This is a genomic window from Shinella sedimenti (assembly GCF_022601905.1).
Classification (GTDB): domain Bacteria; phylum Pseudomonadota; class Alphaproteobacteria; order Rhizobiales; family Rhizobiaceae; genus Shinella; species Shinella sedimenti.
This window is the reverse complement of sequence record NZ_JAKVIN010000002.1, coordinates 271,765-293,089: the sequence shown is the minus strand read 5'-3', so window position 1 is coordinate 293,089 and position 21,325 is coordinate 271,765. Positions and strand designations below refer to the sequence as shown.

Sequence of the window (21,325 nt, the reverse complement as noted above, 5' to 3'; positions counted from 1 at the left end):
TGCCCCTTTGCCCAGCCTGAATTTAGTCGGCCGGCAGTCATCATACAAATCACTGTTTCTTTCGGTTTGTTACGCAAAATCTGCGTCGCAACCCTTTGAAAGACATCAAGAAACAAAAATGCCCGGATCGATGATCCGGGCATCTGTGACAAAGCCGTTCCGGCTCAGTTAGACTGGCGGCGCAGGAAGGCCGGGATTTCCAGCTGGTCGTCCTCATGCAGCGCACGCGGCTGCGGGTTGGCGCGGCCGTGGTCATCGAGCTGGCCGCGACGCGGTGCGTAGAGGCTTGCCTCCGGCGACAGCGGGCGGCGCTGCTGCTGGGCGGCGGGAGCCGCCGGCTCCTGGGCCGCGTGGGTTTCCTCATGACGGCCGAGCGACGAGGTCAACCGCTTGAGCAGGCCCATCGGGCCGCGTTCTTCCTGATGCGCGGCCGGCTGCTGGGCAGCGCGGTGGTCCATCTCGGCCTGCACGACCGGCGGGAAGTCCTCGATCTTCGGCATGCGCATGGACTGCGGCTCCTGGCGAATGATCGGGGCCGCGTGCTCGACGCGCTGCTGCATGACCGGAGCCTGCTGCTGGACCGGCTGCTGCACCGGCGCAACGCGCTGGACAACCGGGGCTTCAGCCGGAGCCGCGAAGATGCGGTTCTGCAGACGCGGCTCTTCCTGATGGACGGCGGCCTGCTGGGCCGGGGCCGGACGCGTCATCGGAATGGAAAGCTCGCGATCGAGGCTTTCTTCCGAGGCGCGGATGGCTTCGGCGATCGGGTCGATCGCGGGCTGCTGGGCGACCGGCTGCTGCAGCACGGGCTGCGGCTGGCTGATCGGCTGCGGCGCTGCGGCGACGGGCTGCGGCTGGATGGCGGCGGACGGGCGAACTACCGGCTTGCTGAGGTTGCGAAAGTCAGCATTACGTGCAGCCACCTCCGAGGCCGCGCGGTCGATACCGGTTGCAACAACGGAAACGCGGATCAGGCCTTCGAGCTCTTCATCGAAGGTAGCGCCGAGTATGATGTTTGCGTCAGGATCGACTTCCTCGCGGATACGGGTTGCAGCTTCGTCGACTTCGAAGAGGGTGAGGTCGCGACCGCCGGTGATGGAGATCAGCAGGCCCTGCGCGCCCTTCATCGAGGTTTCGTCGAGGAGCGGGTTGGCAATTGCGGCTTCGGCGGCGGCCATTGCACGGCCCTCGCCCGAGGCTTCGCCCGTACCCATCATGGCGCGGCCCATCTCGCGCATCACCGAGCGGACGTCGGCGAAGTCGAGGTTGATGAGGCCTTCCTTGACCATGAGGTCGGTGATGCAGGCAACACCCGAGTAGAGAACCTGATCGGCCATCGCAAAGGCGTCGGCGAATGTCGTCTTGTCGTTGGCGATGCGGAACAGGTTCTGGTTGGGAATGACGATCAGCGTATCGACCGACTTCTGTAGTTCCTGGATACCTTCTTCGGCCAGACGCATGCGGCGACCGCCTTCGAAGTGGAACGGCTTGGTGACCACGCCGACGGTCAGGATGCCCTTGTTACGGGCGGCCTGTGCAACGACGGGTGCTGCACCCGTGCCCGTGCCGCCGCCCATGCCGGCGGTGACGAAGCACATATGCGTGCCGTTCAGGTGATCGATGATCTCGTCGATGCACTCTTCGGCAGCAGCGCGGCCGACTTCCGGCTGCGAGCCTGCGCCGAGGCCTTCCGTGACGGCGACACCCATCTGGATGATCCGGGTCGCCTTGGTCATGGTCAGCGCCTGGGCATCGGTGTTGGCAACGACAAAATCGACGCCTTCCAGACCCGCGGTGATCATGTTGTTGACGGCGTTGCCGCCACCGCCACCGACGCCGAAGACGGTGATGCGGGGCTTCAGCTCGGTGATGTCAGGCTTCTGGAGCTTGATAGTCATTGCAGTGTTCCTTTCGTTTCCGGCCACTTCGCCCAGCCGGTCTATTCCCAAAACTCAGTTGTCGGTCTTTCCCGGCACTCGCTACGCCGCCGGCAAACCCGTCAGAAACTTTCCTTCACCCACTGTCCCATGCGGGCGATGCGGCCATTACCCCCCGTCAGCTGCGAGAGCATGCCGCCCTGCACAGCGTGTTCTTCCAGTTCCGCGACCTGCGGGTAGATCATCAGACCCACCGCCGTCGAAAAGGCCGGCCCCTTGGCTGCCGTCGGCAGGCCGGAGACGCCGAGCGGGCGGCCGATTCGCACGTTGCGCGCCAGGATGCGGCGCGCCGCCTCCGGCAGGCCCGTCAGCTGGCTCGCGCCACCTGTCAGCACGATCCTCTTGCCGACGATCGGCGAAAAGCCCGAGCGCTGGATGCGGTCGCGAATGAGTTCGAGCGTTTCCTCGATCCGGGCGCGCACGATCCGCGAAATCAACGACTTCGGCACATGGGTCGGCTGGTCGCGGTCGTCCTCTCCGATCGGCGGAACCGTAATGATGTCGCGTTCGTCGCCGGCATTCGGCAGGGCCGAGCCATGCACGACCTTCAGGCGTTCCGCATCCTCGATACGGGTCGAAAGGCCGCGGGCCAGGTCGGTGGTGACGTGATGGCCGCCAAGCGACACCGCGTCGGAATGGACGAGCTTGCCTTCGGCAAAGACAGAAATCGTCGTCGTTCCGCCGCCCATGTCGATGCAGGCGCAGCCGAGTTCGACTTCGTCGTCCACGAGAGCGGAAAGACCGCTCGCATAGGGCGTCGCCACCATGCCCTCGACGGAGAGGTGGGCGCGGTTGACGCAGAGTTCGAGGTTCTTCAGTGCCGAGCGCTCGGCCGTCAGAACATGCATGTCGACGCCCAGAACGTCGCCGAACATGGAGAGCGGATCGCGGATGCCGCGCTCGCCGTCCAGAGAGAATCCGGTCGGCAGCGAATGGAGGATGGCCCGATCCTGACGCAGGGACTGGTGGCCGGCAACGGCAAGAACCTTGCGCAGGTCGTTGGCATCGACTTCCTGTCCGCCGAGATCGATGGTCGCGGTGTAGACGTCGCTCTGCAGGCGGCCGGCCGAAACGTTGACGATCAGGCTCTCGATGGTGAGGCCGGCCATGCGCTCAGCCGCGTCGACGGCAAGGCGCACCACGCTTTCAGCCGCATCCAGATCGCCGATCACGCCGTTCTTCACGCCGCGCGACTTCTGGTGGCCGATGCCGATGATTTCGACATTGTGGGTGCGGCCGGGCAGGATCTCGCTTTCGGCGCGCGGCGTCAGCCGGCCGATCATGCAGACCACCTTTGTGGAGCCGATATCGAGGACCGAAACGACATGAGCCCGCTTCGAGGAAAGCGGCTTCAAGCGCGGCAGGCCGAAATGGGACGAACCGAAAATGCTCATGTGCGCTTCGCTGCCTTCTTCAGGTCCTTTGTCCTCTGCTCGACCATCTTGTTACGACGTTCGAGCGCCCCTTCCGTCAGACGGACCGTCGTGCGGTCCTCAAGTCTCAGATCAACAGCCGCGATATCGCGTTCCAGGATGCTTTCCTCCGCTTCCAGCGTGGCGAGCGTGTCCATCGCGCGCGGCACGTTGTGCTCGGGCAGCTTCACGACAATGCCGTTGTCGAGACGCAGGTCCCAGCGACGGCCGGCGACACGGATGTAAGCCTTCACGCGTGCCTTGATTTCCGGCCAGCTGTCGAACTCGTCGGAGAAGCCCGCAGCGGCCGTCTCGGCATCGCGACCGACGAACAGCGGCAGCGTGGAGAACTTGTTGTCACGAAGCGGCGCGATCACGCTGCCGTTCTTCTCGATCAGCGAGAGATCGCTGCCGTGCTGCCAGATGCCGAAAGCCTCGCGCTCCTTGAGCGTGATCTCGATCGTGCCCGGATAGACCTTGCGAACCGAAACATCCTCGACCCAAGGCAGTTCGCTGAGCTTCTTGCGCGCATCCTTGACATCGAGTGCGACGAGCGAGGTCGTGCCATCGAGCCCGAGGCGCTCCAGAATATCGATTTCCGAGGTTTCGCGATTACCGGACACCTTCACATCCTCGATGGCGAAACCGATCGCCGTCGTCGATGCCTGGGCGAAATCCTGCGAGTGCCCGCCGAGCGACATGCCGTAAAAACCGGTTGCGCCGAGAAACAGCGCGGTGGCGATGCTGCCGGTGTGACGGGGAATATGGATGCGGCCAGCTGCAAGGCTGACGAGGAAACGCACGATACGGCGCAGCGGGCGCGGCAGCACACGACCGCCTTCCGTCTCGGGAAGACCGACGGGACGCACCCTGCTCTTCTTGGCGCTCAACGCAAACACGACGCGTCCTCCACCATCCACTTCAAGAATTCACCAAAAGAGTGGCCGGCATGGACGGCCATTTCAGGCACCAGGGAGGTAGGGGTCATGCCGGGCTGGGTGTTGACCTCCAGCCAGATAAGCTCGCCATTCTCTGAAAAACGGTCGTCGTAGCGGAAGTCGGAACGGCTGACGCCACGGCACCCGATCGCTTGATGCGCCTTGAGTGCGAGTGTTTGTACTTTTTGGTAAATATTTGGTGAAATCTGCGCCGGTATGATGTGTTTCGAGCCACCTTTCACATATTTCGAATCATAGTCGTAGAAAGCGTGGCCCTGCGGCACCACTTCCGTGACGCCGAGCGCGACATCGCCCATGACGCCGCAGGTCAGTTCGCGACCGTAGACATAGCGCTCGACCATGACTGCATCGCCATAGCGCCATTCTTCCGAGGTGATGATCTGCGGCGGGTGCGACTGGTCTTCCTTGACCATGACGACGCCGAAGGACGAGCCCTCGCGCACGGGCTTCACCACATAGGGCGGCGCCAGCGGATGCGCGGAGGTGAAATCGAAGCGGTTCATCAGCCGCTGCTCGGCGACCGGAATGCCGGCAGCCTTTGCGATGATCTTGGCCTGCGCCTTATCCATGGCAAGCGCGGAGGCAAGAACGCCGGAATGAGTGTATGGAATCTGCAGGAACTCGAGCAGCCCCTGGATGGTGCCGTCCTCGCCGAACGGTCCGTGCAGCGCGTTGAAGGCGACGTCCGGCTTCAGTTCTGAAAGAACGTTTGCGATGTCATGACCGACATCGACGCGCGTGACCTTGTAGCCCTCGGCTTCAAGCGCGTCGGCGCAGGCGTTGCCCGACGAAAGGCTCACCGGCCGTTCCGACGAAAAACCACCCATCAGCATCGCGACATGCTTTACGCTCATAGAACCCCCAACTGAATTCCGCATTCTGCTTCGCGCTGCTTGCGTGGACCTGATTTTCATCAGGGTCCGACTCGGCGAGTCGCGTGAAGACCACTAGAGCGCCATTAAGGTTAATGAAGCGTTTACTTTCGTTAACCGGACACGCCGTCGATCAAATTTTCCTGTCCCGAATCAAGCCACGCTACGATTCTCTCTCTAGAATCAGAGCCTTGCCGACCATGCAAGAAAAACTGCACGACAGGGTGGCTCCTGTTTCAGGCATGAGCACGGCTGCCGGCCGCGCAATGCTCTGGTAAATGCGGGCGTCGCGGGGAAGGAAAGAAAAGTATGATTCTTTAATGCCGGACGCATTTTTATTGTTTCATCGGCCGGCCACGTGGCGTAGGAACGCCTCCGCTGCTCCCAAGACGGCAAGAAGAAACATTTAAAGGCACCCAAGATGAGTGAAACACTCCAGTCAGGGTCGCCGACCGCAACGCAGTCCAACCGTGCCCTCAATTCACCGGCGCGCGTTCTATTTGCAAGCCTGGTCGGAACGACCATCGAATTCTTCGATTTCTACGTTTACGCCACCGCCGCAGTTCTGGTCTTCCCGACGCTGTTCTTCCCCAACAGCGATCCGACGACGGCACTTCTGGCTTCCTTCGCGACGTTCTCGATCGCCTTCTTCGCCCGGCCGTTCGGCGCCATCGTGTTCGGACACTACGGCGACCGCATCGGCCGCAAGACGACGCTCGTCGCCGCACTTCTGACGATGGGCGTATCGACAGTCATCATCGGCCTGCTGCCGACCTATGAAACTATCGGCGTGCTTGCCCCGCTGCTGCTGGCGCTGTGCCGGTTCGGCCAAGGCTTCGGCCTCGGTGGTGAATGGGGCGGCGCCGTTCTGCTCGCGACCGAAAACGCACCTCCCGGCAAGCGCAGCTGGTACGGCATGTTCCCGCAGCTCGGCGCACCTATCGGGCTTTTCCTGTCCTCGAGCGTCTTTTGGCTTCTGCTGCATTTCATGTCGCAGGAGGCGCTGCTCGCCTGGGGCTGGCGCATCCCGTTCGTCGCGTCGATCCTGCTGATCGCCGTGGGTCTGTGGGTTCGCCTGTCGATCACCGAAACCCCTGCCTTCCAGAAGGCGATCGACAAGCAGGAACGCGTCGAGGTTCCCGTCATGGAACTCTTCCGCAACCACAAGCGCAGCCTCGTGCTCGGTACGTTCGTGGCGCTCGCCACCTTCGTGCTGTTCTACATCGGCTCGGCCTATCTCCTGTCCTACAACGTCAAGGTCCTGAACATCCCGTTCCTCGAGGCGCTTGAAGTCCAGATTCTGGGCTCGGTGCTCTTCGGCCTGTTCATTCCGGTTGCCGGCAAGCTGGCGGAACGGTTCGGCCGTCGCGAGGTGCTGATCCTCACGACCATCCTGATCGGCGTCTTCTCGTTCTTCCTGCCGGGCCTGATGACCAGCGGCGAACAGGGCATCTTCATCTTCGTGATCTTCGCGATGGCGCTGATGGGTATGACCTATGGCCTGATCGGCACGGCACTCGCCGCGCCCTTCCCCACGAAGGTGCGTTACACGGGCTCATCGATCACGTTCAATTTCGCGGGCATCTTCGGCGCATCGCTCGCGCCCTACATCGCAACCTGGCTCCAGGCCAATTACGGCATGACCCATGTCGGCTACTATCTCGGCATTTCCGCCGCGATCACGCTGGCCTGCATCCTGCTCTCGGGCAAGGAAGAAGTCTGAGCCTGCCCCAATACGCCTGAATCAAAAACCCGCCGCGTCCGACGCGGCGGGTTTCTTTTTGTCTGCGGATCAATCGTTCTCGCCGACGATCTTCCAGATCACCGCACCGATGACCGCGCCGAGGATCGGCGCCACCCAGAACAGCCAGAGCTGCGACAGTGCCGCCGTCTCGGCAAAGAGTGCAACGCCCGTGGAGCGCGCCGGGTTGACCGAGGTATTCGTGACTGGAATAGACACGAGATGGATCAGCGTCAGGCCGAGGCCGATGGCGATCGGCGCAAAGCCGACGGGCGCGCGGCCATGGGTCGAGCCGAGGATGATGAGAAGGAAGAACGCCGTAAGCACCACCTCGATGACCAATGCTGCCGTCAGCGAATAACCGCCCGGCGACAACTCGCCGTAACCGTTCGATGCAAAGCCGCCCGCCGTGAAGCCGGCCTTACCGGACGCGACGAGATAAAGCACCGCCGCAGCCGCTATCGCACCCACGACCTGCGCCACGATATAGGGTACGAGGCTTGATGCCGGGAATTTGCCGGCGACCGTAAGCCCCACGGAGACGGCCGGATTGAAATGCCCGCCGGAAATGCCGCCGACGGTATAGGCCATGGTAAGCACCGTCAGGCCAAAGGCGAAAGAAACGCCGAGCAGGCCGATGCCCACCTCCGGGAAAGCGGCAGCCAGCACCGCGCTGCCGCAACCACCGAAGACAAGCCAAAACGTGCCGAGAAACTCGGCTGAAAGCTTCTTGAACATGAGGACCCCCTGTCCGATTTCCGAAAATCCGGAATCACCCCGCGTGATGATCACGCAGGGCTAAAGCTTTCGGAAATTGCGCATGAACGCAAGCTGAACGGGTAGAATGGATGCGCTAAATCACCGAATGCGCGCATCTCCGTTCCAGGGAAAAGTGTCAGGCAGTGGCGTGGCCGAGGAATTCCTTCACCTCGTAACCAGGCATGAAATTGCCCAGACGCTTGATTTCCCATTGCAGCATGATGCCGGAATGCTCCAGCACGCGGCTGCGCACGGTCTCGCCCAGATATTCCAGCTCGTAGCCGGTCGCCTGCCCGGTATTGATCATGAAGTTGCAATGCATGGGAGACATCTGCGCGCCGCCGATCATCAGGCCACGGCATCCTGCCTCGTCGATCAGCTTCCAGGCCGAATGGCCCTCCGGGTTCTTGAAGGTCGAGCCACCGGTCTTCTCGCGGATCGGCTGGACAGTCTCGCGGTGCTGGCGCACGGCATCCATCTTCGCGCGGATCTCATCCTTTTCACCCGCCTGTCCCTGGAAGACGGCATGGGTAAAGATGAGATCACCAGACGCGGTCGACTTGCGGTAGCTGTAGCCCATGTCGGCGTTCGACAGAACGTGCTGGTTGCCCTTGCGGTCGACGGCGTGAACCTCGACGACGAGATCCTTCGTCTCTCCGCCATTGGCGCCCGCATTCATGCGCAGCGCACCGCCGATGGAGCCGGGAATACCGTAATAGAATTCGAAGCCCGCAATGTTGTGATCGAGCGCCATGGCCGCGATGTTCTTGTCCGGGCAGATGGCGCCGGCCTTGATGCGGTTTTCGCCGGCAAGTTCGACGTCGCCGAAGCCCTTGGCCGAAAGGCGGATCACGACACCGGGAATGCCGCCGTCGCGCACCAGGAGGTTGGAGCCGACGCCCGTCACCGTCAGCGGCACCTCTTCGGGCAGCAGCTTGAGGAAGGTGACGAGATCCTCGACATCGTGCGGATGGAACATCAGCTCGGCAAGGCCGCCGGCGCGGAACCAGGTGACACGATCCATCGGTGCATCCGGTGTCAGGCGTCCGCGCACCTCCTTGATGCCTTCACCCAACGACGCCAGAAGTTTTGCACCATCAACCCGCTTCATGCCACCTCACCCGAAATGCCTGCCAATTCCCGCGGCAACGCCTGCGCCCAATGCGTGATGCTGCCAGCCCCCAAGAGAACCACGAAATCGCCGGGCTTTGCAATGCCGGCCACGATACCGGCCAGCGCATCCGGCGAAGCCAGCACCCGCGCATCGCGATGCCCGCCCGACTTGATGCGGGAAACCAGCTCTTCTGCGGTCACACCCTCGATGGGGTCTTCGCCCGCCGCATAGATCGGCGCAATCATGACGCTGTCGGCATCGTTGAAGCAGCCTGCGAACTCTTCGAAGAGGCTTGCGACGCGGCTGTAACGGTGCGGCTGGTGTACGGCGATGATTCGGCCCGCGCAGGCCTCGCGCGCGGCGCGCAGCACGGCCTTGATCTCGACCGGATGGTGGCCGTAGTCGTCATAGACGTTCACGCCGTTCCAGCTGCCGGTGAAGGTGAAGCGGCGCTTCACTCCGCCGAAGCCCGCAAGCCCCTTGGCGATCAGCTCAGGCGAAATGCCGAGACGCTGCGCAACCGCAATCGCCGCCGTCGCATTCGAAACGTTGTGCCGGCCGGGCATCGGCAGACGCAGATCCTTCAGCGAAATGACCTGGCCGGTGCGTCGACGGCGGATCTCCACGTCGAAGACCGAGGTCGCGCCATCCATGCGGATATTGCCGAAGCGCACGTCTGCCTGCGGGTTTTCGCCGTAGGTGATGACCTTGCGGTCTTCGATACGGCTGACCATGGCCTGCACTTCGGGGTGATCAAGACACATCACACCGAAGCCGTAGAACGGCACATTCTCGACGAACTGCCTGAACGCGGCGCGAACCGCATCGAAATTGCCGTAATGGTCGAGATGTTCGGGGTCGATATTGGTGACGATGGCGATATCGGCGGGAAGCTTCAGGAAGGTGCCGTCCGATTCGTCGGCCTCCACCACCATCCATTCGCCCTCGCCCATGCGGGCATTGGTGCCGTAGGCGTTGATGATGCCGCCATTGATCACGGTCGGGTCGAGCCCGCCAGCCTCCAGAAGCGTCGCGACCATCGAGGTCGTTGTCGTCTTGCCGTGTGTGCCGCCGATGGCGATGGCATTGCGGAAGCGCATCAGCTCAGCCAGCATTTCGGCGCGACGCACGACCGGCAGCAGCTTTTCGCGCGCCGCGATCAATTCCGGATTGCTTTTCTTGATGGCGGTGGAAACGACGACGACTTCCGCCTCACCGAGATTGTCCGCCTTGTGGCCGACGAAGACCTCGATACCCTTGTCACGCAGACGCTGAACGTTGGCGCTGTCCGACTGGTCGGAGCCCTGCACCTTGTGGCCGAGATTATGCAGCACCTCGGCGATGCCGCTCATGCCGATGCCGCCAATGCCGATGAAATGAACGAGCCCTATGCTCTGCGGCATCTTCATGGCCGTTCTCCCTTGAATTGCGCAATCGTCTTGCCGCCCGCAATAGCCTCTACCATGGACGCGAGCAAGCGCGTGGCGTCCGGTTTTCCTGCATTTCTGGCGCTTGCCGCCATGGTCGCCATCTTGGCCGGATCGTGCATGGCACCCGAGACGATACGCGCCAGGCGCTCCGTCGAAAGCTCTGCCTGGGGGATCACCTTGGCGCCGCCGGCACCTGCAAGCGCGGCGGCATTGGCCGCCTGGTCGTGATCGAGCGCATAGGGATAGGGCACGAGGATGGAGGGACGGCCGATCACCGAAAGCTCGGAGACGGTTGAAGCACCGGACCGGCTGATGACGAGATGCGCCGCACCGATGCGCGCGGCCATGTCGTTGAAGAACGGCGAGACATCCGCGGGAATGCCGAGGTCGGCATAGCTGCGCACCACCTCGTCCTTGTCCTCCATGCGCGCCTGCTGCGTGATCTTCAGCCGCGCCCGGTCGTGCGGCTCCAGCGCCGCGATCGCCGAGGGAATGGCCTTGGAGAAGAACTGCGCGCCCTGGCTTCCGCCGAACACGACCAGCCGGAATTCGCCGTCCGTTGAGGGCGTGTAGGGAACCGCGGCAGCCTCCAGCACGGCCGGCCGCACGGGATTGCCCGTCGTTACGGTCTTTGCGGCATAGGGACCGGCCGTCTCCGGCAGGAAGCCGCCGGCAATTGCCTGTACTCGGTTGGCAAGCGCCTTGTTGGCGCGGCCCATCACGGCATTCTGCTCGTGGATCATCGAGGGGATGCCCATCCCGGTCGCTGCCAGAAGCGGCGGCACGGTGGGGTAACCGCCGAAACCGACGACGACCTTCGGCTTCAGCCGCGCCAGCAGCCGGCGCGCGGCGCGCATGCCCTTCCACAGCGTGAACAGCGACTTGGCGACGCTGACCGGGTTCTTCGACCCGATGGTCGCGGATGGCACGATGTGGATTTCGTCGGCGGGGAATTTACCGGCAAAGCGCTCGGCACGGCTATCGGTCACGAGATGCACCGACCAGCCGCTGGCCTTCAACTCATGAGCCAGCGCTTCTGCGGGAAAAAGATGGCCGCCGGTACCACCGGCGGCGAGAAGAACGATACCTTTGCTCATGCCTGTTCCTTATTCGGCCGCCGCCACGATACCACCGCGGAAGAGGCTTCGCTCGGAGGCGCGCTTCTCGGGACGGTGGCGGGTCAGCGCCAGGATGAAGCCGGCCGTTACGCAGATCGCCACCATGGACGAACCACCATAGGAGATCAGCGGCAGGGTCATGCCCTTGGCCGGCATGAGTTCGAGATTGACGCCAATGTTGATCATCGACTGGATGCCCATCTGGAGCACGAGGCCGGCGACGGCGAAACGCGTGAAATCGTTGCGCTCCTTGAATGCGTGATTGAGGCCGCGCATCACCACGAAGGCGAATATCAGTACGATAACCATGCAGAAGATGATGCCGAACTCCTCGGCCGCGACCGAGAAGATGAAGTCGGTGTGGCTGTCGGGGATGATGCGCTTGACGGTGCCCTCGCCCGGGCCCTGGCCGAACCAGTTGCCGCGGATGATGGCCTCCCGGGCGGTATCCATCTGGAACGTGTCGCCCTCGCCGGTCCAGAACTTGTCGATACGCGCCGCCACGTGCGGCAGGAGCGTGTAGGCCGTGAGAAGACCACCGACAGCAGCGCCGCCCAAAATGATGATCCACAGCCACGGCATGCCGGCCATGAAGAACATGCCGCCCCACACCGCCGCCGTGAGCACCGTCTGGCCGAGGTCCGGCTGGGCGATAAGCAGAGCCGCCACGATGCCGAAGAGGATGATGGCGAAGAGATTGCCGGGAATCTCCGGCTGGCGTGCGTGTTCGGAGAAGAGCCAGGCGCAGATGACGACGAAGGCCGGCTTCATGAACTCCGAAGGCTGCACGGACAAGCTGCCGATGGCGAGCCAGCGCCGCGATCCCTTGACCTCGACGCCGAAGAACAGCGCCAGCACCATGGCACCGAGTGAGGCGACGAGAAGGATCATCGCCGCGCGCCGCACCTGGCGCGGCGAGAGAAAGGAGATGCCGAACATCACTGCGATCGACGGCAGCAGGAAGAAGGCGTGGCGCTTCACGAAGTGGAAACTGTCAAGTCCGATGCGTTCGGCAACGGCCGGGCTTGCCGCGAAGGACAGCATGAAGCCCAGTCCCATCAACAGGATGAAGGCCGCGAGGAAGAACCGGTCTATCGTCCAGAACCAGTCCGCCAATGCACCACGTTCGGCACGACTTACCATGATCAAATCCCCTCGTTGAAGGATTTCGGGTCCGCAGCCCTCTCCTCCATCATCCCCGGGTTCGACCCCGGAGATGACGGAAGAGAGGTGGTGCCCGACATCGTCACTAAACCTCGACCAGCATGGACACGCCCGGCAGCGCCGCAACGTGCTTCACGAAGGCATCGCCTCTGACTTCAAAGTTCTTGTACTGGTCGAAGCTTGCGCAAGCCGGGGACAACAGAACGGCAACGGGGCCGCTTGCATCCTGCCCGGCATCGGCAGCCGCGTCCGCGACGGCACGCTCCAGCGTGCCGGCAATCTCGAAGGCAACCCGGTCGCCGAGCGTCGCCGCGAAGGCTGGCGCCGCCTCGCCGATCAGGTAGGCCTTGGCGATGCGCGGGAAGAAGCCGCCGAGGGTGGTGATCCCCCCCTCCTTCGGCACGCCGCCGGCAATCCAGTAGATGCGCTCGAAGCTCGACAGAGCGGGTGCGGCAGCATCCGCGTTGGTCGCCTTGGAATCGTTGACAAAAAGCACGTCGCCGTTGCGGCCGACCGGCTGCATGCGATGCTTCAGCCCGGGGAAGGTCGACAGGCCGGCGCGGATATCGTCTTCGCTCACGCCGACGGCAAGGCACGCCGCGATCGCCGCTGCCGCGTTCTGCGCGTTGTGGCTGCCGCGCAGGGTCTGGATGGCCGAAAGATCGGCGATCGGACGTGTCGCGCCGCCCTGCGCCGCAATCAGCCGCGCACCATCGGCGTAAATACCGTCGGCCAGCACATTGCGCCGGGAAATCCGCACGACCTTGGTGCCGGTGCGCTCGATGCGATCGGCAATCATCGCGCAATGGGTATCATCGACACCGATAACAGCCGTGCGGCTGCCGGCAACGAGCCGCTCCTTGACCTCGGCATAGTGCTGCATCGAGCCGTGCCGGTCGAGATGATCGGGCGTCAGGTTGAGCAGGATGCCGGCGGAAGGATCGAGCGTCGGCGCAAGGTCGATCTGGTAGGACGAGCATTCGACCACGAAGAAGCGGCCGGCCTTGGGCGGATCGAGCGTCAGGACGGCGGTGCCGATATTGCCGCCGAGCTGCGTGTCGCGGCCGCTTGATTTGAGGATATGCGCGATCAGTGCCGTCGTCGTGGATTTGCCGTTCGTGCCTGTGATCGCGATGAACGGGCAATCGGGTGCATGGGCGCGGCGCTCGCGCACGAAAAGCTCGATGTCGCCGACGATCTCCGCGCCTGCCGCGCGCGCCAGATCGGCGCTCCAGTGCGGCTTGGGGTGGGTCAGCGGCACACCGGGCGACAGCACAAGCGCATCGACCGTCGTCCAGTCGAGCGTGCGCAGGTCGCCGGTCTTGACGCCTGATGTCGCGGCGTTTTCGACGCTGGCCGGATTATCGTCCCAGGCCACGACGTCAGCCCCGCCTGCGGCGAGCGCCATGGCCGTCGCAAGGCCGGAGCCGCCGAGCCCGAAGAGCGCGACCGTCTTTCCCTTGAAGGTGGTGACCGGGATCATCGGCTCTTACCGCAGTTTCAGCGTCGATAGACCGACGAGGGCCAGCACGACCGCGATGATCCAGAAGCGCACCACGACCTGGCTTTCGGTCCAACCCTTCTTCTCGAAATGATGGTGGATCGGCGCCATGAGAAACACGCGTTTGCCGGTCAGCTTGAACGAGGCAACCTGGATGATGACCGACAGCGTTTCCATGACGAACAGCCCGCCGATGATGGCCATGACGATCTCATGCTTGGTGGCGACGGCAACGGTGCCGATCAGGCCGCCCAGCGCCAGCGACCCCGTGTCCCCCATGAAGATGGCGGCCGGCGGCGCGTTGAACCACAGGAAGCCGAGGCCCGCGCCAATGACCGCGCCGAGCACGACAGCGAGTTCCCCCGTACCGGGCACGAAATGGATCTGCAGGTAGTTCGCAAACACCGCGTTGCCGGCGAGATAGGCGATGACGCCGAAGGACGCCGCCGAGATCATCACCGGAACGGTGGCAAGACCGTCGAGGCCATCCGTCAGGTTCACCGCATTGCCGGCAGCGACGATGACGAAGCCGCCGAACAGCACGAAAAAGATGCCGAGATTGACCAGCATGTCCTTGAAGAACGGGAAGGTGATGGACGAGCCGAAGGTCGAGCCCGCCGTCCCCGCCGACAGCGTCGCGCGCATCATAAAATAGGTCGCGATGCCGGCGATCAGGAATTCCAGGCCAAGGCGCGCCTTGCCGGAGAAGCCCTTGTCCGTCTGCTTGGTGACCTTGAGATAGTCGTCATAGAAGCCGATGGCGCCGAAGCCGAGCGTGACGAGCAGCGTCGCGACGACATAGACGTTGGAAAGGTCGGCCCAGAGCAGTGCGCTGCCGACGATACCGGCAAGGATCATCAGGCCGCCCATGGTGGGTGTGCCGGCCTTCTTGAAATGCGTCTGCGGTCCGTCTGCGCGGATCGGCTGGCCCTTGCCCTGGCGAATGCGCAGGGAGGAAATGATCATCGGCCCGAACAGAAAGACGATGGTGGCGGAGGTGAACAGCGCGGCGCCCGTCCGGAACGTGATGTACCGGAACAGGTTGAACACCGGCACGGTGTTCGCCAGCTCGACGAGCCAAAGGAGCATTGTCACCCTTTCCCCAACAGGTTCCCCGATCGATCCGCGGCGTGACCGACCGCGCAGGAGAAGCAGATTCCATAAAAGAAGGTCCGGCAGGCGAAAGCCCGGCCGAACCTCACATCAACTTTGGCGTTCCCTCTCGGAGAATGCCGGATATTTGTCAAGCAGCGCCGCAACGATGCGGCTGAAGCCGGTCCCCTTCGACGACTTCACGACGAGAACGTCGCCCGGCTGCACGCTTTCGACCGCATGTTGCGCAAGCGCATCCGCGGTCTCGCGGTATTCCCTTTCGATGTCCTCGGGCAGTGCATCGCGTAGCGCCGCCATGTCGGGGCCGCCAAGCCAGACGGTGCCGATGCCCGATTCCAGCAGCGGCCCAACAAGCCCGGCATGAACGGCCTGCGAATGTTCGCCCATCTCCAGCATGTCACCGAGCACCGCAATGCGCCGGCCGCTACCATAGGGTTCTGTATCGCGCAGCAGCGCGATGGCCGCGCCCATCGATGCCGGATTGGCATTGTAGCTTTCATCGATCAGCGTGAACCAGCCACCGTCTTTGGCAAGCTGGTAGCGCCGGCCGCGGCCCTTTTCGGGCTGCATCGTCGCAAGCCCGGCCATCGCCTTCTCGATATCGCCGCCCGCAAGATGCACGGCGCCAAGCACGGCAACGGCGTTCTCGGCGATGTGCCGGCCGGGGGCGCCCATCGGCACCTCCAGCGTCTGGCCGCCGACGGACGCGCGCAACAGCCCGCCATCCGGGCCGCTGATGAAGTCGAGCAGCCGGAACTCGGCATCGGCAGCCGCGCCGAAACTGTGAATATGCGCGACACCCACCGCCCGTGCCGCCTTCTCCAGGAAGCCGAACTGCTCGTTGTCACGGTTGAGAATGGCATGTCCGCCGGGCACAACGCCTTCAAATATCTCTGCTTTCGCCGCTGCGATCTCTTCGAGATTGCGGAAATTGCCAAGATGGGCCGGCGCGATGGTCGTGATGACAGCAATATGCGGGCGCACCATCGAGACGAGCGGGCGGATTTCGTTGGCATGGTTCATGCCGACTTCGAAAATGCCGTAATCGGTATTCTCGGGCATGCGGGCAAGCGTCAGCGGCACGCCCCAGTGATTGTTGAAGGAAGCGACGGAGGCATGCACGCTGCCGGAGGGCGAAAGCGCCTGGCGCAGCATTTCCTTCGTCGTCGTCTTGCCGACCGAGCCGGTGACGGCAATGATCCGTGCCGCGGTACGATCGCGTGCGGCGCAACCGAGATCGACCAGCGCCTGAAGCACATCCTGCACCACGATCATGGGGGTGACGAGACGGCCGAGCGCGGGCAGCTTGCCTTCACTCACCACAAGCAGTGAAGCGCCGTTGGCAACCGCAAAGCTCGCATAATCATGCCCGTCGACGCGGTCACCCTTGATCGCGAAGAAGGCCTCGCCCTGAGCAATGGCGCGGCTGTCGATGGAAATGCCGGTCACGCCCTGCGGCAGGTTGCCCACGGGCCTGCCATGCATGGCAGCGATAAGATCGGGAGTGGTCCAGAGCCAGTTCACCGGGAAAGGCCCTCCAGCGCCTTGCGCAGTTCCGCGTGATCGGAGAAGGGATGCGTGACGGAACCCACGGTCTGCCCCTCCTCATGCCCCTTGCCGGCCACGATCAGCGTGTCGCCCGGCTGCAGCATGCCGACGGCACTGCGGATCGCCTCCGCGCGGTCGCCGATTTCCGTCGCGCCCTTGGCGGCGGCCATGATCTCGGAGCGGATGACATCAGGAACCTCGGAGCGCGGATTGTCGTCGGTGACGATCACCACATCGGCAAGGCGCGTCGCGATCTCACCCATGATCGGGCGCTTGCCCTTGTCGCGGTCGCCGCCGCAGCCGAACACCACGACGACGCGGCCGGTGGTGAACGGACGCACGGAGGTCAGCACATTCTCCAGCGCATCGGGCTTGTGCGCGTAGTCGACATAGGCGAGCGCGCCGTTTCTGGCATGGCCGACCAGTTCGAGGCGACCGGAAGCGCCGATCAGCTTTTCAAGCGCGGCCATCGCCACGGCGGCAGGGACGCCCGTCGACATGGCAAGACCGGCCGCGACCAGCGCATTCGCCACCTGAAAATCGCCCGCCAGCGGAATGTGCACTTCGTGAATGTCGCCGCCCGCATGGATTTCGGCGGTCTGCTTGTGGCGGAAATGCTCGACGCGCTTGAGCGTCAGGAACTCTCCCTTGCGGCCGACGGTGCGCACGTCGAGGCCGGCCTTGCGCGCCGCGTCGATCGCCACGCCCGACCACTCGTCATCGGCATAGATGACCGCGGGCTGGCTCGTCTTCAAAAGCGCATCGAACAACCGCATCTTGGAGGCCATGTAGTGCTCGACCGTCGGATGGTAATCCATGTGGTCGCGGCCAAGATTGGTGAAGCCGCCGGCGGCAAGCTTCACGCCGTCGAGGCGTAACTGGTCGAGACCGTGACTGGAGGCTTCCATCGCCGCATGGGTCACGCCGGCATCGGCAAGTTCGGCCAGCAGTTTGTGCAGCGAGACCGGATCGGGCGTCGTCAGCGAACCGTAATCGTTGCGGCCGGGCGCCACGACGCCGGTCGTGCCGATCATCGCTGCGGCATGGCCCGCATGCGCCCAGATCTGACGGGTGAAGGAGGCGACGGAGGTCTTGCCCGCCGTGCCGGTGACGGCAACCATGGTTTCCGGCTGACGGCCGTAGAAACGTGCGGCGGCCAGCGCCAGGAACCGTCGCGGCACGGAAACGGGAATGACGGGGACCGACACATCGCAGGACGTACCCTCGGCGACCACCACGGCGGCGGCACCGCGCGCAACGGCATCGGCAATGAAGCTGCTGCCATCGGCCTTGCTGCCGGAAAGGGCAACGAAGAGATCGCCGGGTCTCACCGTTCGACTGTCGCTGGTAATGCCGCTTACATCGGTAGCGGCAGCGGTGCCCAGGTTGTCGATGTCGGTTCCGGCGAGGTCACTGATCTTCATTGTCCGCTCTGCAATCTTCGTTGGCGCCGGCCCGTCTCGAATCGGCGCCTCGTCTTCTCGATTCAATAAGACACAAGCAAGGCAGACCCGTCCTCACCAAATTTCGGCTTTACACCGAGAAGAGCGGCGGAACGGCGAATGATCTCGCCCACCATCGGCGCGGCGTTGAGGCCGGCGGTGCGGCCACCGCCCTCGCCCGTCTGCGGCGCGTCGATGAAGGTCAGCACGACATATTTCGGATCGTCGATCGGGAAACCGGACAAGAAGGCGTTGAAGTTCTGCGTGTTGGAATAACGCCCGTTCACCACCTTGTTGGCCGTGCCCGTCTTGCCGCCGACATTGAAGCCCGGCACGAGCGACCGGCGGCCCGAGCCGTCATTGGCATTGAGCTTGAAGAGGTAGCGCATGCTATCCACCGTCTTCTGCGAAATGACCGCCTTGGCGATCTCGTCCGCTTCCTCGCGGGTGCGCGGCAGGAAGGTCGGATTGATGAGCCTGCCGCCGTTGATGAGCGCGGCACCGGCCACCGCCGTCTGCAGCGGCGTGGTGGAGACGCCGTGGCCGAAGGAGATGGTGATCGAGTTGATCTTCTTCCATTCGCGCGGCTGGCTCGGCGTCTTGACCTCGGGCAGCTCCGTTTCCATGCGCGTCAGCAGGCCCATGCGGGTCAGAAACTCCTTGTGCGCCTCGATGCCGACGACATCGGCCATCTTGGCCGTACCGATGTTCGAGGAATACTGGAAGATTTCCGGAACCGAGAGCACCCGGTGCTTGCCGTGGAAGTCTTTGATAGTGAAGCCGCCGATGCGGATGGGCGCGCGCGCATCAAAACTGTCGGTGATCTTAACCTTGCCGGAATCGAGCGCCATCGCCGTGGTGAAAGACTTGAAGGTGGAGCCCATCTCGAACGTGCCGTTCGACATCCGGTTCATCCAGCCGTCCTTGGCGCCTTCCGCCGGATTGTTTGGATCGTAATCGGGATAGGAGGCCATGGCGAGGACTTCGCCGGTATTCACGTCGAGAACGACGGCGCCGGCGGCAATCGCCTTGTACTTCTCCATGCCCTCCTTGACGACATCGCGCACGATAGCCTGCACGCGCAGGTCGATGGACAGGCGCACCGGCTCCAGCTTGGCGTCGCTCGTCATGCCGATGGCGGCAAGGTCGGCCAGCCCCTGGCTGTCGATATAGCGCTCCATACCGGCAATACCGCGGTTGTCGATATTGACGTGGCCGACGATATGCGAGGCCGTGGCGCCACCGGGATAGAAGCGGCGCTTCTCCGGCCGGAAGCCGACGCCGGGAATGCCCAGCGCAAGAATACGGCTCTGCTGCTTGGGCGTGAGCTGACGCTTCAGCCACTGGAAGCGGGATTTGGAGGTGAGCTTGCGGTAGATGCCGCGCCGGTCGAGATCGGGCAGAACCGTCGCGAGCATTTCGACGGCCTCGTCCGCATCCACGATCTTGTGTGGCTCGGCATAGAGCGAAACGGTGCGGATGTCGGTGGCGAGGATCTCGCCGTTGCGGTCGACGATGTCAGGGCGCGACGCCATCAGGTGGTCGGCAGGCCCGATGCTGGACGTCGTTTCCGACGAGGCCATTCCGTATTGCACGAGGCGACCGCCGATGGCCGCATAGGCCACGCCGAAGCAGCAGATGATCACTGCGACGCGGCTGCGGGCCTGCGATCCCGTACGCTTGCGCGTGCCTTCGAAAGCCGGGCCGCCCGTGCGGTTGTTGTTGTTTCCGCCGGCGTTGAAGTGCGCCTTGCTCTTGACGTCCATGATGCGGGAGAGAAACGACATCAGCGTGCCACCGATCCGGTTTGGATTGTGTCCGTAGCGGAACCATTCTTGTTCGACTTCGCCACCTTGTCGTCCTTCTCCGGCTCGAGCGCGGGCAGCTCGGCGGTCGGCATGGGCAGTTCGTTCGGCTGGGCGAGTTGGGTCGATTCCGTGGGCACGAGCTTGAGGTCCGCTTCGAAGGTCTTCACGAGCCGCGTCAGCCGGTTCGGCTGGGTCAGCAGCGCCCAGTCGGCCTTCAGCAGGTCGATCGTATCCTCTTCGAGCTTGATCTCGGCGTCGAGCTTACGCACCTCCTCGCGCTTGTTCTCGGCCTGATGCTTGATCGAGTAGGTGACGGTGGCTGCGGCGGTCATCACCGCGATCATCACGACATCGAGGGTACGGAACATGGCTCAGCTTCCCATCTTTTCGAGGGCGGCAAGGTTTGGCAGGTTGAAAATGGACAGGTCATCTGTCCCGGCGGGAGCGCTCGTGCGCTCGCCCGCTCTCAGTTTCGCAGACCGGGCGCGTGGATTGACCACACTCTCCGCGTCGCTGGCGGCGACCATAGGACGCCCGACTGGTGTGAAGGTTGCGGCGCGATCGTGAACTTCGGGCAGATGCCGCGAGCCCGCCGCCTTGCCGGCGCGATCCTGGAAGAACTTCTTGACGATCCTGTCTTCCAGCGAATGGAAGCTGACGATGACCAGCCGGCCGCCCGGCTTCAGGGCGCGTTCGGCCGCCAGCAGCGCCTGGGCGAGCTCGCCCAGTTCGTCATTCACGAAGACGCGCAGCGCCTGGAAAACACGCGTGGCGGGATGGATCTTGTCCTTGGCCTTGCGCGGCGTGGTCAGTTCGATGAGGTTGGCAAGCTGGCGCGTCGTCGTGAAGGGCTCCTTCGCACGCTCCCGCTCGATGGCGCGGGCGATGCGCCCTGCCTGCTTTTCCTCGCCGAGAAAACCGAAGATGCGGATGAGGTCCGAGACCTTGGCGCGATTGACGACATCGGCCGCCGAAACGCCAGAAGCGGACATGCGCATGTCGAGCGGACCGTTCTTCTGGAAGGAGAACCCGCGCTCGGCCTCGTCGATCTGCATGGAGGATACGCCGATATCCAGCACGATGCCGTCGAGCCCGCCCGCGGGCGCATGCTCGGCAAGGTCGGAAAAGCGCGAATGGATGAGAGTGAGCCGCCCGCCGGATGCGTTGACCAGCTGCTGCCCGCCGGCAATCGCGTTGGGATCGCGGTCGAGGCCGATAACGTTGGCACCCTCGGCGAGAATGGCCGACGTATAGCCGCCCGCCCCGAAGGTGCCGTCGAGGATCGTCTGGCCTGGCTTGGGCGCCAGCGCCTCGATCACCTCGGATAGAAGAACCGGGATGTGACGGACCGGTCCGCCATCGGCCTCTAAAGAGCCTCCGCCAAGGTCCGTCGCCATCCCGTCTCTC

Annotated in this window: 17 protein-coding genes; 1 reads left to right on the top strand and 16 read right to left on the bottom strand. The window is 63.6% G+C overall.

Translation table 11 applies throughout. The features are described 5' to 3' along the window. Positions 1-164: 164 nt before the first annotated feature. The 4 genes from ftsZ to MKI86_RS05550 form a co-directional block, all read right to left on the bottom strand. Complete coding sequence (gene ftsZ / locus MKI86_RS05565) at positions 165-1,898, bottom strand: cell division protein FtsZ (RefSeq protein ID WP_241598453.1); 1,734 nt, start codon at positions 1,896-1,898, stop codon at positions 165-167. 101 nt (positions 1,899-1,999) lie between these two features. Continuing rightward, on the bottom strand, positions 2,000-3,331 hold the full coding sequence (ftsA, locus tag MKI86_RS05560; protein ID WP_241598452.1) for a cell division protein FtsA: 1,332 nt from the start codon (positions 3,329-3,331) through the stop codon (positions 2,000-2,002). Beyond that, complete coding sequence (locus MKI86_RS05555; RefSeq protein ID WP_241598449.1) at positions 3,328-4,248, bottom strand: cell division protein FtsQ/DivIB; 921 nt, start codon at positions 4,246-4,248, stop codon at positions 3,328-3,330. The genes ftsA and MKI86_RS05555 overlap by 4 nt, the downstream gene beginning before the upstream one ends. After that, the gene (locus MKI86_RS05550; protein WP_241598447.1) at positions 4,236-5,162 is read right to left on the bottom strand and encodes a D-alanine--D-alanine ligase; all 927 of its coding nucleotides are present in this window, start codon (positions 5,160-5,162) and stop codon (positions 4,236-4,238) included. Before MKI86_RS05550 ends, MKI86_RS05555 begins: the two co-directional genes overlap by 13 nt. A gap of 439 nt (positions 5,163-5,601) precedes the next feature. Here MKI86_RS05550 and MKI86_RS05545 point away from each other — a divergent pair, with 439 nt between their 5' ends. Continuing rightward, positions 5,602-6,903 carry an MFS transporter gene (locus MKI86_RS05545; RefSeq protein WP_241598445.1) on the top strand — a complete coding sequence of 434 codons (1,302 nt, stop codon included), beginning with the start codon at positions 5,602-5,604 and terminating at the stop codon, positions 6,901-6,903. 69 nt (positions 6,904-6,972) lie between these two features. Here the strand turns inward: MKI86_RS05545 and aqpZ are convergent, their stop codons facing one another. From aqpZ to rsmH, 12 genes are all read right to left on the bottom strand, one after another. Next, the gene (gene aqpZ, locus MKI86_RS05540) at positions 6,973-7,659 is read right to left on the bottom strand and encodes an aquaporin Z (protein WP_241598443.1); all 687 of its coding nucleotides are present in this window, start codon (positions 7,657-7,659) and stop codon (positions 6,973-6,975) included. 157 nt (positions 7,660-7,816) lie between these two features. Beyond that, on the bottom strand, positions 7,817-8,791 hold the full coding sequence (gene murB, locus MKI86_RS05535) for a UDP-N-acetylmuramate dehydrogenase (RefSeq protein WP_241598442.1): 975 nt from the start codon (positions 8,789-8,791) through the stop codon (positions 7,817-7,819). Further along, positions 8,788-10,203, bottom strand: coding sequence for a UDP-N-acetylmuramate--L-alanine ligase (gene murC / locus MKI86_RS05530; protein ID WP_241598441.1), 1,416 nt, complete (start codon positions 10,201-10,203; stop codon positions 8,788-8,790). The genes murB and murC overlap by 4 nt, the downstream gene beginning before the upstream one ends. After that, positions 10,200-11,321, bottom strand: a complete 1,122-nt coding sequence (gene murG, locus MKI86_RS05525; RefSeq protein WP_241598439.1) for an undecaprenyldiphospho-muramoylpentapeptide beta-N-acetylglucosaminyltransferase — start codon at positions 11,319-11,321, stop codon at positions 10,200-10,202. The genes murC and murG overlap by 4 nt, the downstream gene beginning before the upstream one ends. A gap of 9 nt (positions 11,322-11,330) precedes the next feature. Then, entirely contained in the window at positions 11,331-12,485 is a 1,155-nt protein-coding gene (gene ftsW, locus MKI86_RS05520; protein ID WP_241598437.1) for a putative lipid II flippase FtsW, read from the bottom strand. Between the two features lie 106 nt (positions 12,486-12,591). Continuing rightward, positions 12,592-13,989 carry a UDP-N-acetylmuramoyl-L-alanine--D-glutamate ligase gene (gene murD / locus MKI86_RS05515; RefSeq protein WP_241598435.1) on the bottom strand — a complete coding sequence of 466 codons (1,398 nt, stop codon included), beginning with the start codon at positions 13,987-13,989 and terminating at the stop codon, positions 12,592-12,594. Between the two features lie 6 nt (positions 13,990-13,995). Beyond that, positions 13,996-15,096 carry a phospho-N-acetylmuramoyl-pentapeptide-transferase gene (mraY, locus tag MKI86_RS05510; protein ID WP_134649576.1) on the bottom strand — a complete coding sequence of 367 codons (1,101 nt, stop codon included), beginning with the start codon at positions 15,094-15,096 and terminating at the stop codon, positions 13,996-13,998. Between the two features lie 114 nt (positions 15,097-15,210). Continuing rightward, positions 15,211-16,644, bottom strand: a complete 1,434-nt coding sequence (locus MKI86_RS05505) for a UDP-N-acetylmuramoylalanyl-D-glutamyl-2,6-diaminopimelate--D-alanyl-D-alanine ligase (RefSeq protein WP_241598427.1) — start codon at positions 16,642-16,644, stop codon at positions 15,211-15,213. Continuing rightward, positions 16,641-18,092 (bottom strand): UDP-N-acetylmuramoyl-L-alanyl-D-glutamate--2,6-diaminopimelate ligase, encoded by a 1,452-nt coding sequence (locus MKI86_RS05500; protein ID WP_241598426.1) that lies wholly within the window; start codon positions 18,090-18,092, stop codon positions 16,641-16,643. Before MKI86_RS05500 ends, MKI86_RS05505 begins: the two co-directional genes overlap by 4 nt. A gap of 62 nt (positions 18,093-18,154) precedes the next feature. Beyond that, positions 18,155-19,897 (bottom strand): peptidoglycan D,D-transpeptidase FtsI family protein, encoded by a 1,743-nt coding sequence (locus tag MKI86_RS05495; protein ID WP_241598425.1) that lies wholly within the window; start codon positions 19,895-19,897, stop codon positions 18,155-18,157. After that, the gene (gene ftsL, locus MKI86_RS05490) at positions 19,897-20,286 is read right to left on the bottom strand and encodes a cell division protein FtsL (protein ID WP_241598424.1); all 390 of its coding nucleotides are present in this window, start codon (positions 20,284-20,286) and stop codon (positions 19,897-19,899) included. Before ftsL ends, MKI86_RS05495 begins: the two co-directional genes overlap by 1 nt. Positions 20,287-20,289: 3 nt before the next feature. After that, a complete protein-coding gene (gene rsmH / locus MKI86_RS05485; RefSeq protein WP_241598423.1) occupies positions 20,290-21,315 on the bottom strand; it encodes a 16S rRNA (cytosine(1402)-N(4))-methyltransferase RsmH in 1,026 nt (341 codons plus the stop codon). Between the last annotated feature and the right edge of the window lie 10 nt (positions 21,316-21,325).

Coding starts and splice junctions, on each gene's coding strand:
- ftsA (WP_241598452.1), bottom strand. CDS start 3,331: ATGAGCATTTTCGGTTCGTCCCATTTCGGCCTGCCGCGCTTGAAGCCG.
- murG (WP_241598439.1), bottom strand. CDS start 11,321: ATGAGCAAAGGTATCGTTCTTCTCGCCGCCGGTGGTACCGGCGGCCAT.
- rsmH (WP_241598423.1), bottom strand. CDS start 21,315: ATGGCGACGGACCTTGGCGGAGGCTCTTTAGAGGCCGATGGCGGACCG.
- ftsW (WP_241598437.1), bottom strand. CDS start 12,485: ATGGTAAGTCGTGCCGAACGTGGTGCATTGGCGGACTGGTTCTGGACG.
- MKI86_RS05495 (WP_241598425.1), bottom strand. CDS start 19,897: ATGTCGTTTCTCTCCCGCATCATGGACGTCAAGAGCAAGGCGCACTTC.
- ftsL (WP_241598424.1), bottom strand. CDS start 20,286: ATGTTCCGTACCCTCGATGTCGTGATGATCGCGGTGATGACCGCCGCA.
- MKI86_RS05500 (WP_241598426.1), bottom strand. CDS start 18,092: ATGAAGATCAGTGACCTCGCCGGAACCGACATCGACAACCTGGGCACC.
- ftsZ (WP_241598453.1), bottom strand. CDS start 1,898: ATGACTATCAAGCTCCAGAAGCCTGACATCACCGAGCTGAAGCCCCGC.
- aqpZ (WP_241598443.1), bottom strand. CDS start 7,659: ATGTTCAAGAAGCTTTCAGCCGAGTTTCTCGGCACGTTTTGGCTTGTC.
- murC (WP_241598441.1), bottom strand. CDS start 10,203: ATGAAGATGCCGCAGAGCATAGGGCTCGTTCATTTCATCGGCATTGGC.
- MKI86_RS05545 (WP_241598445.1), top strand. CDS start 5,602: ATGAGTGAAACACTCCAGTCAGGGTCGCCGACCGCAACGCAGTCCAAC.
- mraY (WP_134649576.1), bottom strand. CDS start 15,096: ATGCTCCTTTGGCTCGTCGAGCTGGCGAACACCGTGCCGGTGTTCAAC.
- MKI86_RS05550 (WP_241598447.1), bottom strand. CDS start 5,162: ATGAGCGTAAAGCATGTCGCGATGCTGATGGGTGGTTTTTCGTCGGAA.
- murB (WP_241598442.1), bottom strand. CDS start 8,791: ATGAAGCGGGTTGATGGTGCAAAACTTCTGGCGTCGTTGGGTGAAGGC.
- murD (WP_241598435.1), bottom strand. CDS start 13,989: ATGATCCCGGTCACCACCTTCAAGGGAAAGACGGTCGCGCTCTTCGGG.